At 55.0% G+C, this 13,702-nt stretch carries 13 protein-coding genes and 2 tRNA genes; 9 read left to right on the top strand and 6 right to left on the bottom strand.

Annotated features, from left to right (window positions below; all coding sequences use genetic code 11):
* Positions 1–38: 38 nt before the first annotated feature.
* Complete coding sequence (gene grxD / locus INF68_RS06120) at positions 39–386, bottom strand: monothiol glutaredoxin 4 (protein WP_003832760.1); 348 nt, start codon at positions 384–386, stop codon at positions 39–41.
* A gap of 338 nt (positions 387–724) precedes the next feature.
* Between grxD and INF68_RS06115 the strand changes: the two genes are divergently transcribed.
* Positions 725–1,498 (top strand): C40 family peptidase, encoded by a 774-nt coding sequence (locus INF68_RS06115; RefSeq protein ID WP_023311354.1) that lies wholly within the window; start codon positions 725–727, stop codon positions 1,496–1,498.
* Positions 1,499–1,620: 122 nt separating this feature from the next.
* Entirely contained in the window at positions 1,621–2,202 is a 582-nt protein-coding gene (gene sodB / locus INF68_RS06110; RefSeq protein ID WP_023311353.1) for a superoxide dismutase [Fe], read from the top strand.
* Positions 2,203–2,240: 38 nt separating this feature from the next.
* Here the strand turns inward: sodB and INF68_RS06105 are convergent, their stop codons facing one another.
* On the bottom strand, positions 2,241–3,407 hold the full coding sequence (locus tag INF68_RS06105) for an MFS transporter (protein ID WP_109844376.1): 1,167 nt from the start codon (positions 3,405–3,407) through the stop codon (positions 2,241–2,243).
* A gap of 163 nt (positions 3,408–3,570) precedes the next feature.
* Complete coding sequence (locus INF68_RS06100) at positions 3,571–3,660, bottom strand: YnhF family membrane protein (RefSeq protein ID WP_008500596.1); 90 nt, start codon at positions 3,658–3,660, stop codon at positions 3,571–3,573.
* Between the two features lie 297 nt (positions 3,661–3,957).
* Between INF68_RS06100 and purR the strand changes: the two genes are divergently transcribed.
* Entirely contained in the window at positions 3,958–4,983 is a 1,026-nt protein-coding gene (gene purR / locus INF68_RS06095; RefSeq protein ID WP_023335431.1) for an HTH-type transcriptional repressor PurR, read from the top strand.
* Positions 4,984–5,000: 17 nt separating this feature from the next.
* On the opposite strand, the gene punR is transcribed toward purR, so the two are convergent.
* On the bottom strand, positions 5,001–5,912 hold the full coding sequence (punR, locus tag INF68_RS06090; RefSeq protein ID WP_023311350.1) for a DNA-binding transcriptional activator PunR: 912 nt from the start codon (positions 5,910–5,912) through the stop codon (positions 5,001–5,003).
* Between the two features lie 114 nt (positions 5,913–6,026).
* Between punR and punC the strand changes: the two genes are divergently transcribed.
* Complete coding sequence (gene punC, locus INF68_RS06085; RefSeq protein ID WP_109844378.1) at positions 6,027–7,226, top strand: purine nucleoside transporter PunC; 1,200 nt, start codon at positions 6,027–6,029, stop codon at positions 7,224–7,226.
* A 298-nt stretch (positions 7,227–7,524) separates the two neighbouring features.
* Positions 7,525–8,673 (top strand): cyclopropane fatty acyl phospholipid synthase, encoded by a 1,149-nt coding sequence (cfa, locus tag INF68_RS06080; protein ID WP_045353815.1) that lies wholly within the window; start codon positions 7,525–7,527, stop codon positions 8,671–8,673.
* A 30-nt stretch (positions 8,674–8,703) separates the two neighbouring features.
* On the opposite strand, the gene INF68_RS06075 is transcribed toward cfa, so the two are convergent.
* Entirely contained in the window at positions 8,704–9,348 is a 645-nt protein-coding gene (locus tag INF68_RS06075) for a riboflavin synthase subunit alpha (protein ID WP_109844379.1), read from the bottom strand.
* Positions 9,349–9,573: 225 nt separating this feature from the next.
* Between INF68_RS06075 and mdtK the strand changes: the two genes are divergently transcribed.
* From mdtK to INF68_RS06055, 4 genes are all read left to right on the top strand, one after another.
* A complete protein-coding gene (mdtK, locus tag INF68_RS06070; RefSeq protein ID WP_023311346.1) occupies positions 9,574–10,947 on the top strand; it encodes an MdtK family multidrug efflux MATE transporter in 1,374 nt (457 codons plus the stop codon).
* A gap of 153 nt (positions 10,948–11,100) precedes the next feature.
* Positions 11,101–11,177, top strand: a tRNA-Val gene (locus INF68_RS06065).
* Between the two features lie 4 nt (positions 11,178–11,181).
* Positions 11,182–11,258, top strand: a tRNA-Val gene (locus INF68_RS06060).
* Between the two features lie 118 nt (positions 11,259–11,376).
* Positions 11,377–12,972: an FAD-NAD(P)-binding protein gene (locus INF68_RS06055; protein ID WP_126786149.1), complete on the top strand. Its 1,596-nt coding sequence runs from the start codon at positions 11,377–11,379 to the stop codon at positions 12,970–12,972.
* A 28-nt stretch (positions 12,973–13,000) separates the two neighbouring features.
* Here the strand turns inward: INF68_RS06055 and INF68_RS06050 are convergent, their stop codons facing one another.
* Positions 13,001–13,636, bottom strand: a complete 636-nt coding sequence (locus INF68_RS06050) for a carbonic anhydrase (RefSeq protein ID WP_109844381.1) — start codon at positions 13,634–13,636, stop codon at positions 13,001–13,003.
* Positions 13,637–13,702 lie beyond the last annotated feature (66 nt).

Genomic DNA, 13,702 nt, shown 5'->3' with positions numbered 1-13,702 from the left:
GCGACCTTATCAGGTCGCTTTTTTATTTGCGCAGAAAATTACTCTGCGTCCGGCTCTTCGGTTTTGTACTTCGCCGCCGTCTCTTTGATCAGCTGCTGCAGTTCGCCGCGCTGATACATTTCAATCAGGATATCGCAGCCGCCAACCAGCTCACCGTCAACCCACAGCTGTGGGAAAGTCGGCCAGTTAGCGTACTTAGGCAGCTCAGCGCGGATGTCCGGATTCTGCAGGATATCAACGTAAGCAAAACGCTCACCACAGGCTGACAGCGCCTGAACCGCTTGTGCGGAGAAGCCGCAGCTTGGCAGCTTCGGAGAACCTTTCATATACAGCAGAATCGGGTTTTCAGCGATCTGGCGCTGGATTTTTTCAATAGTGGTGCTCATGTCTTGCTTCCTTTAACTTCTGTTACGGCATTCGTCTGACATTGTAGCGGTTCAGACTGGCATCGGAAAATAACATTTTTGTCACGTTTATACATTCTACCCCGAGTCACGAAAAGTTGCATTGCAAATGGTGTTTACCCCTGCGGCGGTCAGGGTTTTGCTTAGGGAGTGGGCAAATGCGCGACAGAACGATGAATTTTTTTGCACTTGCTAACGAAACACGATTGTAGATTGAAAAATGCTATTAACTTTCTGGGTTTTTATAGATTAGAATCGACGGGCTTTGTAAATCACACGCGGGTATTATTGATGACCTGCATTTATCAGGGGACTGCCCAGTGGCGCGGATAAATAAAATCTCGATCACGCTCTGTGCTTTACTGTTTACTTCACTCACTTTCACGCCAGTGGCAAACGCCTCTCAGCAGGCGCGGCATTCTGCTGTACAAAAAAACCATCTGGTGAAAGCCACAGAACGTAAGAAAAAAACCACCGCTAAGAACGACAAGAAAAAAACACCGGCTCAGACGAAACAGACCGCTTCCAGCAAGACGAAAACAAAACCTTCCCGCACTGCCCACTCCGCTAAAAGTAAAGCTTCGCAAACCGCCGCTAACCTCGTTACTGAAAAATGCATCACGCGTAAAGGCCACAAGGCGAAATGCACGAAGGTCACGAAAATAGCTGAAGTGCATAAAGTGCGTGTACAGAAAGCGCAAAAAACCGCGATGAACAAACTGATGGGGCAGATTGGCAAACCTTATCACTGGGGTGGCAGTTCGCCGCGTACCGGTTTTGACTGCAGCGGCCTCGTCTATTACGCCTATAAAGATCTGGTCAAATTCCGCATTCCTCGTACCGCCAATGAGATGTACCACCTGCGCGATGCCTCACCGGTTGACCGCGGTGAGCTGGAAAACGGCGATCTGGTGTTCTTCCGCACTCAGGGTCGCGGCACGGCTGACCACGTCGGCGTGTATGTCGGCAACGGGAAGTTCATCCAGTCTCCACGTAGCGGCCAGGATATTCAGATCACCTCTCTCAGTGAAGACTACTGGGTACGCCACTACGTCGGCGCGCGTCGCGTGATGACGCCGAAAACCATTCGCTAACCCCTGCCCTGCCACATCCGTGGCAGGGTAAGTTCCTCTTTTGCATACCCTTTCAATTTGCTATCCTGTCCATGTTGTCTGTGTGGTTATTGGCAACACAAAATACAATAAGGAGAGAAGCAATGTCGTTCGAATTACCTGCACTACCGTATGCAAAAGACGCCCTGGCACCGCACATTTCTGCGGAAACCCTGGAATATCATTACGGCAAGCATCACCAGACGTACGTCACCAACCTGAACAATCTGATCAAGGGCACCGATTTTGAAGGCAAAACGCTGGAAGAGATCGTCCGCAGCTCAGAGGGTGGCGTCTTTAACAACGCGGCTCAGGTGTGGAACCACACCTTCTACTGGCACTGCCTGGCGCCGAATGCCGGCGGTGAACCTGCCGGTGAACTGGCTACCGCTATCAACGCCGCATTTGGCAGCTTCGCGGATTTCAAAGCGAAATTTACCGATGCAGCCATCAAGAACTTCGGTTCTGGCTGGACGTGGCTGGTTAAAGAGGCGGATGGCAAACTGGCTATCGTGTCCACTTCAAACGCGGGTACCCCGCTGACTACCAGCGCTAAGCCGCTGATGACAGTGGACGTATGGGAACACGCTTACTACATTGACTACCGCAACGCGCGTCCGAACTACCTGGAGCACTTCTGGGCACTGGTTAACTGGGACTTTGTCGCGAAGAACTTCGCCGCGTAAGAGACACGCAGAAGGGTTCGCCCTTCTGCGTTTTTGGTTTATTCCGCAGCGCAGGCTGCTTCAGGCTGTTTACGACCCGACATCATCACCAGCAGCAGGCCGAGCGCGGCAATAATCGCCCCCATAACCGGCACAAAGCTGTATCCCAGACCACCTGAAATCACGGCCCCACCGGCCGCGGCGCCCAGGGCATTACCCAGGTTAAACGCACCGATATTCACGGAAGATGAAAGTCCCGGCGCCTCGTGCGCGACACGCATCACGCGCATCTGCAGCGGCGGCACCACGGCGAAAGTGGCGGCTCCCCAGACGACCATCGCAATCGCGGCCCCAAACTCATTACGCGCCAGCCACGGAATGGCAACCATGATGACAATCAGCAGGGTTAAGAAGCCCTTAAGCGTCCCGCTCACGGAACGGTCGGCAAATTTCCCGCCGAGATAGTTGCCGATCGAGAAGCCCACGCCAATCAGCACCAGCATCGCGGTCACAAAGAGAGGCGTTGCGTGGGTGATGTCATGCAATACCGGTGAAATATAGGTGTAGAGGGTAAACATCGCCCCTGCCCCCAGCACGGTGGTGAGCAGCGCGGAGAGCACCTGCGGGCGCATCAGCACAGCCAGCTCCTTACGCACTTCCGGACGTTCTCCGGCGCTGCCTTTCGGCAGGGAGAAGAACAGCGCCACCATCGCAACCACGCCCAGCCCGGCCGTCGCCAGGAAGGACATACGCCAGCCGATCGCTTCCCCCAGCCAGGTTGCCGCAGGCACCCCGCCGATGTTGGCAATCGTTAGCCCCATAAACATGGTTGCCACGGCGCTCGCCTGCTTGTGTTTTGGCACCACGCTGGCAGCCACGACCGACCCCAGCCCAAAGAACGCGCCGTGGTTAAGGCTGGTCAGAATGCGCGACAGCATCAATGTGGTGTAGTCCGGCGAAATGGCCGAAAGCACATTGCCCAGGGTGAAAATCGCCATCAGGAAAATCAGCGCATTGCGGCGCGCGCGGTGCGAAAGCAGAAGCGTCATCAGCGGCGCCCCGACCATCACGCCGATAGCGTAGGCGCTAATTAACATCCCTGCCGCAGGGATAGAGACATCTACGCCCCGGGCAATAACAGGCAGTAACCCCATCGGGGAGAATTCAGTGGTGCCAATCCCAAAAGCGCCAATCGCCAGGGCCAGCAGGGGAAAATTGATTTTCATGCGTCAACTCCGGATGCCGTGTCATGTGGTGACACAGAACAAAGAAGCGGAAAGCATGACATCAATCACAAAAAATGAGAAGTTAACAAAATGGCAAAAGATTTTTGCCAGAGAAGTAACAATCCGGGGAGTCGGGAGGGAGAGGGCTCTCCCTCCGCGTAAATCAGTGCAGCGCAGCCGTCAGACCGGCCGCAACAATCAGAGCCAGCACAACAACGGTGGTGAACAGCGAAAACTTAAGATCGGAACTCATCAATTTTTCTCCTTTTAATCCCCACACGAAAAGTGAGCTTGCTCATTTTTGCACAGATTACGTCAAAAATCTTCCTGGATTTATACTGATAACCACTTTACCTCTTCCCCTTTTCATCAAGATAGGACAAAATTCCACGCTAAATTTATTAGCGTACCGGCCATTGACCCCCTCCTGACGTCCCGTGTCGTTTTCCCGGCGTGCCGCAATTCAACATTGCGAGATAAGGGTGAGAGAAGGCAAACGTTTACCTTCAAGTTTTTCAGGAGCTTAGGATATGGTCTGGAGTGACATTTAATGGCAACAATTAAAGACGTAGCAAAACGCGCAAACGTTTCCACTACAACCGTATCACATGTAATTAACAAAACCCGCTTTGTGGCGGAAGAGACGCGCAACGCCGTCTGGGCAGCGATCAAAGAGCTGCACTATTCGCCAAGTGCGGTTGCGCGTAGCCTCAAGGTTAATCACACCAAGTCCATTGGATTGCTGGCGACCAGCAGTGAAGCGGCCTATTTTGCCGAGATCATTGAAGCGGTCGAAAAGAACTGCTTCCAGAAAGGCTATACCCTGATTCTGGGCAACGCGTGGAACAGCATTGAAAAACAGCGTGCCTACCTGTCGATGATGGCGCAAAAGCGCGTTGATGGCCTGCTGGTGATGTGTTCCGAGTATCCGGAGTCCGTGCTGTCGATGCTGGAAGAGTATCGCCATATTCCGATGGTGGTCATGGACTGGGGCGAAGCGCGCGCGGATTTCACCGATTCCGTTATCGATAACGCCTTTGAAGGCGGCTATATGGCCGGTCGTTATCTGATCGAACGCGGTCACCGCGAGATTGGCGTAATCCCCGGTCCGCTGGAGCGCAACACCGGCGCGGGCCGTCTGGCCGGTTTTATGAAAGCGATGGAAGAAGCGTTGATCAACGTGCCGGAAAACTGGATTGTGCAGGGCGACTTTGAGCCGGAATCGGGCTACCGCGCGATGCAGCAGATCGTCTCCCAGCCGCACCGTCCGACCGCCGTGTTCTGCGGAGGCGACATCATGGCCATGGGCGCGCTCTGCGCTGCCGACGAGCTGGGCCTGCGCGTACCGCAGGATATTTCCGTGATCGGGTATGACAACGTGCGTAACGCGCGCTTCTTCACCCCGGCGCTGACCACCATTCACCAGCCAAAAGACTCGCTGGGCGAAACGGCTTTTAACATGCTGATGGACAGGATCGTCAACAAGCGTGAAGAGTCGCAGTCCATTGAAGTTCACCCGCGTCTTATCGAACGCCGTTCCGTTGCGGATGGTCCGTTCCGCGACTACCGACGTTAATCGCTTTACGGGGCCAGCTATGCTGGCTCCCGTAACCATTCCCGGTTCAGCGTTTCGCTGTCTCCCAGATAATCCAGCAGCCAGGCCATAGCAGGCGAGACATCATTTTGCTGCCATGTGAGGCAGCAGGCCGCATCCGGGAACGGATTCTCCAGCGTCAGCTCAACCCACTCTCCGGTATCGATGCGCGGACGCGCGAAATGAACGGGCACCATCGCGACGCACAGCCCGGCGCTGAGGCACGTCGCCGACGATTCCCAGTCAGGGGCCACCACCCGCCGCTGGTTGTCGAGAAGCCAGGTGATACGCTTGGGCAATGAACGGGACGTATCCTCCAGCACCAGCGACGGCCAGTTGCGCAGCGTGTCATCGCTGAGCGGCCCTTCCATCGCCGCCAGCGGATGGTCGCTTGCCACCACGCATTTCCAGCTCAGCATCCCCATATCGCGAAAAGCGTAACGTCCCCCGACCGGGATCGCCTGCGTAGCCCCAATCGCCATCTCTGCCCTGCCGTCCGCCAGCGCATCCCAGACGCCGTTAAACACCTCCTGCGAGACCCGTAGCTCGACGTCAGAAAAATGACGGTAGAAATCGACGATCATCTGCCGGGTGCGTTCCGGCTTAACGATGTTATCCACCGCGATGGAAAGATGTCCCCGCCAGCCGTTAGCGATCTGCTGACACTGTTCGCGGGTGATCTGCATTTTTTTGATAACAGAACGCCCTTCCTTCAAAAACCACGCGCCTGCGGGCGTTAATTCCACATCGCGATGCCGCCGTTCAAACAGCGGAACCGCCAGCCACTCCTCAAGCTGACGCACCGTGTAGCTGATTGCCGAAGGGACGCGGTGCAGCTCCTGCGCCGCACCGCTGAAGCTGCCGTTACGCGCAACAGCATCGACCACTTCAAGAGAATAATCTGACCACATTTTCTGCCTGCAAAATTTTTGAATGCACCCGCCAAATATTAGCGTTTCACAAGCGCCTTTGCACTCCCTACACTCAGCGCCAATGTATACCTGCCTCCTCAGGAGAATAAAATAATGCAACCCAGGAACGGTTTTTTAGTCTGGCTCGGCGGCTTAAGCGTGCTGGGCTTTTTGGCCACCGATATGTACCTGCCGGCGTTTGCCGCCATGCAGGAAGATTTACAAACGCCTGCCGCCGCCATCAGCGCCAGCCTGAGTTTATTCCTCGCCGGCTTTGCCTTCGCTCAGCTGCTCTGGGGACCGCTTTCGGATCGCTTTGGTCGTAAACCGGTACTGTTGCTGGGCCTGGCCATTTTTGCGGTGGGCTGCCTGGGAATGTTATGGGTACGCGATGCCACCTGGCTGCTGGTGCTGCGTTTTATTCAGGCCGTGGGCGTCTGTGCCGCGGCCGTGACATGGCAGGCGCTGGTCACCGACTATTACCCGGCTAACCGCACAAACCGTATTTTCGCCACCATTATGCCGCTGGTGGGTCTCTCACCTGCCCTCGCTCCCCTGCTGGGCAGCTGGATCCTCGCGCATTTCGACTGGCAGGCCATTTTCGCCACGCTGTTTGCCATTACCCTGGTCCTGATGCTGCCGGCGTTCGCCCTCAAGCCCGCGCATAAAAAAGAAGCGCATACTGACGCGAAGCCGATTACCTTCACGTCTCTGCTCAGCACCAAAGCGTATCGCGGTAATGTCCTGATCTATGCCGCCTGCTCGGCAAGCTTCTTCGCGTGGCTCACCGGCTCGCCGTTCATTCTGCACGATATGGGCTACAGCCCGGCAGCCATCGGCCTGAGCTATGTTCCGCAGACCATCGCGTTCCTGGTGGGCGGGTACGGCTGTCGCGCGGCGCTGCAAAAGTGGGAAGGTCAGCAGATGCTGCCGTGGCTACTGGTGCTGTATGCGCTGAGCGTCATCGGGACCTGGGCCGTTGGCTTTATTCCCGGTGCCGGTCTGGCTGAAATTTTGATCCCATTCTGCGTGATGGCCGTCGCGAACGGGGCGATTTACCCTATCGTTGTAGCCCAGGCGCTGCGTCCCTTCCCGCAGGCGACCGGCCGCGCCGCCGCGCTGCAGAACACCCTGCAGCTGGGGCTGTGCTTCCTGTCAAGCCTGGTGGTCTCGGCGCTGATTGCCACGCCGCTCCTGACCACCACCAGCGTGATGCTGGTGACCGTTGCGCTGGCGGTGTTGGGCTATCGCATGCAGGCAGCCGCGCAGCGTGAGCAGGCTAACCGCGCACAGGTTGAAACGTCGCATGCATAATCGCGCCGGAAATCATGTTAATTTTCAGTGATTAGGTTGCTAAGAATTTTCTGTTGAATCACCAAATTTTGAGGCCTATACTAAATTTGGTTCGATTAAATACGATAAATATTAAGTGTTAACGGGAGCCGGAGTGCTCCCGTTTTACCATGGAAGGCATTTCGGCAAGGGTTATCTCCCTTCCTCTGTTCTACGTCGGATATTAGCCTCGCGGTATTTACCGTGAGATTTCTCACAAACCAAAAAAAGCGTCTACGCTGTTTTAAGGTTCTGATCACAGTAGGGTGATGGAGAAGCTATGAGTTCATCGTGTATAGAAGAAGTCAGCGTTCCGGACGACAACTGGTCCCGGATCGTCAGTGAACTGTTAGGTCGAGCAGGCATCACTATCAATGGATCATCGCCATCCGATCCTCAGGTTAAACATCCCGACTTTTTTAAACGCGTGCTGCGAGAGGGATCGTTAGGCCTGGGAGAAAGCTATATGGACGGCTGGTGGGAATGCGAACGTCTGGATACCTTTTTCGCCAGCGTGCTGCGTGCCGGTCTTGAAAATCAACTCCCTCGCAATCTGAAAGACACTTTGCGTGTCGCCTCTGCCCGACTGTTTAATCTGCAAAGTAAAAAACGCGCGTGGATCGTCGGCAAAGAACACTACGATCTGGGCAACGACCTGTTCAGCCGTATGCTGGACCCTTTCATGCAATACTCCTGCGCCTACTGGAAAGACGCGTCGACGCTTGAAGAGGCCCAGCAGGCTAAGCTGCGTCTGATTAGCGAGAAGCTTCAGCTCCAGCCGGGTATGCGCGTACTGGATATCGGCTGCGGCTGGGGTGGGCTGGCGTATTTTATGGCGAAACACTATGGCGTCAGCGTGGTCGGCGTGACGATCTCAGCGGAACAGCAAAAAATGGCGCGGGAGCGCTGTGAGGGTCTTGACGTGGATATCCGGCTGCAGGATTACCGTGACCTGAACGAGCAGTTTGACCGGATCGTCTCCGTCGGCATGTTCGAGCACGTGGGGCCGAAAAACTACGCTACCTATTTTGAGGTGGTGGATCGGAATCTGAAACCGGACGGCATCTTCCTGCTGCACACCATCGGCTCTAAGCGAACCGACAATAACGTCGACCCGTGGATCAACAAATACATCTTTCCGAATGGCTGTTTACCGTCCGTCCGCCAGATTGCCAACGCCAGTGAACCCCATTTCGTGATGGAAGACTGGCATAACTTTGGCGCGGATTACGACACCACGTTGATGGCCTGGCATGCGCGTTTTCAGGAGACCTGGCCTGAGATTGCGGACAACTATTCTGAACGATTCAGGCGGATGTTTAGCTATTATCTGAATGCGTGCGCGGGGGCGTTTCGCGCACGGGATATTCAGCTCTGGCAGGTGGTATTCAGCCGTGGGATTGAACACGGACTACGTGTCGCACGCTAAAAAATAACCCCGGATACCCGGGGTTATTTTTTATTCTTCTTCTTCGGCGGTCTTTATTATTGCCGCTTCTTTTGCTGCCAGCACGCGTTCAACCGTATCCACCACCGCCTGGGTTTGCGGATCAATTTCAATATTCACGCGGTGCCCCAGTTTTTTGGCGCCCAGCGTGGTGCGCTGCAGCGTTTCAGGAATTAAATGCACGCAAAAACGCGTTGGCGTTACTTCACCCACCGTCAGGCTAATCCCATCGATGCCAATAAATCCTTTATAGAGGATGTATTTCATTAATGAAGGATCCTGCATTTTAAACCAGATTTGACGGTTATTTTCCGAGGTCACGATTTTTGCCACTTCAGCGGTGGTCATGATGTGCCCGGACATCAGGTGGCCGCCAATCTCATCGCTAAACTTCGCCGCCCGCTCAACGTTGACAGTATCTCCTACCGCCAGCTCGCCCAGGTTGGTGATGCGCAGCGTCTCTTTCATTAAATCAAAGCTAATCTGGTTGCCGTTAATTTCGGTAACGGTCAGACAGCAGCCGTTGTGAGCAATCGACGCGCCGGTTTCAATACCCTCAAGCATATATTCCGGCAGCTCAACAACATGAGTACGGAAATTAGGTTTTTCATCAATGGACACCACTTTGGCGGTGCCCTGCACAATACCAGTAAACATGCTTACAACTCCTGTTTTTTCCGGACGGTGGTGACACCGTTTAATCCCACCACAATAACAGTTGGAAAAAGAGGTTGCCAGCGGAGCGCATTTTCTGGCGATTTTTTCACTAGATAAATAGCTAAAGCCCGCTACAATAGCTGGCACCCCCCTGCATTTTCTTCTTGCTGCCCGTTTCGGCGGCTTTTTTAGTCTCTCAAATAACTACAAAATAAAGGTGTTCACGTGCAGAAGTACATGAATGAAGCGCGCCAGCTATTGGCACTGGCTATACCAGTGATCGTCGCGCAAGTGGCCCAGACCGCAATGGGATTTGTGGATACGGTAATGGCAGGTGGCTACAGCGCCACCGATATGGCGGCCGTGGCTATCGGCACGTCAATCTGGCTTCCGGCCATCCTGTTCGGCCACGGTCTGCTGCTCGCGCTCACGCCGGTTATCGCTCAGCTCAATGGCTCGGGTCGTCGCGAGCGCATTGCCCATCAGGTTCGTCAGGGTTTCTGGCTGGCAGGGTTTGTTTCCCTGCTGATCATGGTCGTGCTCTGGAACGCGGGCCACATCATTCGCGCTATGCATAACATTGACCCGGCACTGGCTGATAAAGCCGTGGGCTATCTGCGCGCCCTGCTCTGGGGTGCGCCCGGCTACCTCTTTTTCCAGGTGGCGCGTAACCAGTGTGAGGGCCTGGCGAAAACCAAGCCCGGGATGGTGATGGGCTTTATCGGCCTGCTGGTCAACATTCCGGTGAACTATGTCTTTATTTACGGTCATTTCGGGATGCCGGAGCTCGGCGGCGTCGGCTGCGGCGTGGCGACGGCTGCCGTTTACTGGGTGATGTTCTTCTCCATGATCGCCTTTGTAAAACGCGCCCGTTCCATGCGCGATATTCGCAACGAGAAAAGATTTAGCACGCCGGACTGGAACATCATGACGCGTCTGGTGCAGTTAGGGTTACCGATCGCCCTCGCCCTGTTCTTTGAGGTGACCCTGTTTGCCGTGGTCGCCCTGCTGGTCTCCCCGCTGGGCATTGTAAACGTGGCCGGGCACCAGATTGCGCTGAACTTCAGCTCCCTGATGTTCGTCCTGCCGATGTCGCTGGCGGCGGCGGTGACGATCCGCGTCGGCTTCCGCCTGGGCCAGGGCTCAACGCTGGATGCGCAAACGGCCGCCCGGACCGGGCTGGGCGTCGGCGTCTGCATGGCTGTCTGTACGGCGCTCTTTACCGTTGCATTACGCGAGCAGATTGCCCTGCTCTATAACGACAACCCGGAAGTGGTCACGCTGGCATCGCACCTGATGCTGCTGGCCGCGATTTACCAGATCTCTGACTCCATCCAGGTGATTGGCAGCGGCGTGCTGCGTGGATATAAAGACACGCGCTCCATCTTCTTTATCACCTTCATCGCCTACTGGGTGTTGGGTCTGCCGTGTGGCTATATTCTGGCCCTGACGGACTTAGTGGTTGAGCGCATGGGGCCGGCAGGGTTCTGGATGGGCTTTATCATCGGCCTGACGTCGGCGGCGATTATGATGATGATGCGAATGCGCTTCCTGCAGCGCCAGCCATCAACGGTCATTTTGCAGCGCGCGGCACGTTAACGACGCGGTAGCCGCCGGGCGGCGGCTACTTTCTCTTCACTTTGCGCGGTAATGAAGCAATCGCGTGAAATCAGAGAGAAAAATGCATTTTCCCTCTTGCCACCTCGGTGCTGTGCCGCTAATATTCGTCCCCGTTGTCAGCGACAACACGTTGCGTTCATAGCTCAGTTGGTTAGAGCACCACCTTGACATGGTGGGGGTCGTTGGTTCGAGTCCAATTGAACGCACCATTCTGCGTCCGTAGCTCAGTTGGTTAGAGCACCACCTTGACATGGTGGGGGTCGGTGGTTCGAGTCCACTCGGACGCACCATTTCAGTCCTGAAATGGTGCAAATCCTCTTCTGATATCCTGAATTTTCCTAATCCCTTATTTTCATCATTATTCTCCTGCTACGCTTTTCTTATGGAAAAAACACAGGAAACGTGTTGATGAAGAAGATCGCGATTATCGGCTCCGGCCCCACAGGGATTTACACCTTTTATCACCTCCTCAAGAACAGCACGCCGCTCTCCGTTTCCGTTTTCGAACAATCCGAAGACGCTGGCGTGGGTATGCCCTATAACGACGACGATAATTCCCGGCTGATGCTGGCGAACATTGCGAGCATTGAAATCCCGCCCATTTTTATCACCTATCTCGACTGGCTCAAGGAACAGAGTGACGCCCATCTTGCGCGCTTTAAGGTTGATAAAACCCGCCTGCATGACCGGCAGTTCCTGCCCCGGCTTCTGCTGGGTCAATATTTCCGCGACAGCTTTCTTTCCATCGTAAAAGAGGCAAAAAGGCTGGGATTCAACGTTGATGTCCATGAATCTGCGAAGGTCACAGACATCATTCCCGCGACAACCGGCGTTACGCTTTCCGTCAACGGCAGCGTCTTGCCTGAACAATTCGACCTTGCGGTTATCGCCACCGGCCACGTCTGGCCAGACGAGGACGAATCCACGCGCACGTTCTTCCCAAGCCCCTGGTCCGGTCTGATGGACGCCAGTATCCCTCCCTGCCGCGTCGGTATCATGGGGACATCGTTAAGCGGTCTCGACGCGGCCATGGCGGTGGTGATGCAGCACGGTGAATTTCGTGATGATAAATTCGTGCTGGATAAAGGCAGCGACGCGTTGAAGATTGTCCTGATGTCCCGGACGGGCATTCTGCCGGAAGCCGATTTTTACTGCCCTATTCCTTACGAACCGCTGTCGGTATTGACCGAAGGCGCGGCTGAAAGCGAGATTGCCAAAGGATCGGATGGCCTGCTCGACCGTATATTTACCCTGATGGTCAAAGAGCTTCAGCTCGCTGACCCGACGTGGTGCGAGAAAATATCGCTGCATAAGCAGAATGCGGACAGCATTCGTGAGGCCTGGTTTGAGGATCGTAAACGGCACGGCCCCTTTACCTGGGCGGAAGAAAATCTCAACGAGGTTGAACGCAACAAACGGGAACGCCGTACCGTGGCCTGGCGCTATACCGTGCTTCGGCTGCATGAAGTGGTTCAGGAGATCGTCCCCCATCTCGATGAGCAAGACGGTGAACGCTTCAGTCAGGGGCTGGCTCGGGTATTTATCGACAATTATGCCGCCATTCCTCCGCAGTCTATCCGCAGGCTGCTCGCACTTCGCGAAGCCGGCATCATCAGCGTGGCCGCGCTCGGTGACGACTACACGCTCGACGTTGGCAGCGATCGAACGGTGATAACCACAAAAGAGACCGTCTATCGTTTCAACGTATTTATTGACGCACGCGGACAAAAGCCGCTCAAAACGAAAGATCTGCCTTTCCCGACGCTGCGAAAACAGCTGGAAGCAACCGGCGATGAGATACCCGATATCGGCGAGGATTACACCTTAAAAGCGCCTGACACCGTGCGCGGACGCATCGCCTTCGGCGCGATACCGTGGCTGATGCACGACCGTCCCTTCGTTCAGGGGCTGGCGGAATGTGCAGAGATTGCAGAAGCGATGGCGAAGGCGGCTGAAAAACCCGCGTCGGGATCGCGGAGAAGGTTACCGTATATTGAGATCTAACAGGGCTTCCATGCCCTGCTGTCGGTAATTACTCGAAGAAGACTTCCGGGTTTTCCGACAGCGAAACGAAACTTTTCGTCGCTTTATCCAGCGCGAGGATTTCGCCGCTTTCAATATCGTACACCCAGCCGTGCAGTCGGATGGAGTTATTACGCAGGCCCACCGCAACGGACGGATGGGTCTTGATGTTGCTCAGCTGCGCAAACACGTTCTCCTGCACCATCGCATTGACCTTATCGATCGGCTTATCCCAGGTTTTCTTCTCAACCACGGCTTTCGCCGCGTCGGAATAGCGCAGCCAGTGTGACACCGCAGGCATCGGCTCCAGGTTCGCGTTATCGGCGATCGCCTTCATTGCGCCACAGTTGGAGTGACCACAAATCACGATATCCGTGACGCCCAGCGCCACCACGGCGTATTCGATGGTTGCGGACACACCGCCCGGCTCCGGCCCGAAAGGCGGCACGATGTTGCCAGCATTACGAATGACAAAGAGTTGTCCTGGCTCTTGCTGGGTGACCAGTTCCGGGACCAGACGGCTGTCGGAGCATGAGATGAACAGCGCTTTGGGATTCTGGCTGGACGCTAAACTGCGGAAGAGTTCTTTACGTTGCGGGAAAATCTCTTTTTGAAAGCTGAGAAAACCTTCAATGATATGTTGCATAGCAATGTCTCTTTTATCTGTTTTAGTTTAGGCATGATCGAGATCACACTCGTAAAGTTTACCCAT

Source organism: Enterobacter cloacae complex sp. P16RS2, assembly GCF_014982155.1.
Classification (GTDB): Bacteria; Pseudomonadota; Gammaproteobacteria; order Enterobacterales; family Enterobacteriaceae; genus Enterobacter; species Enterobacter cloacae_M.
The sequence above is the reverse complement of the archived record's forward strand: the minus strand, read 5'-3'. Positions and strand labels throughout refer to the sequence as shown.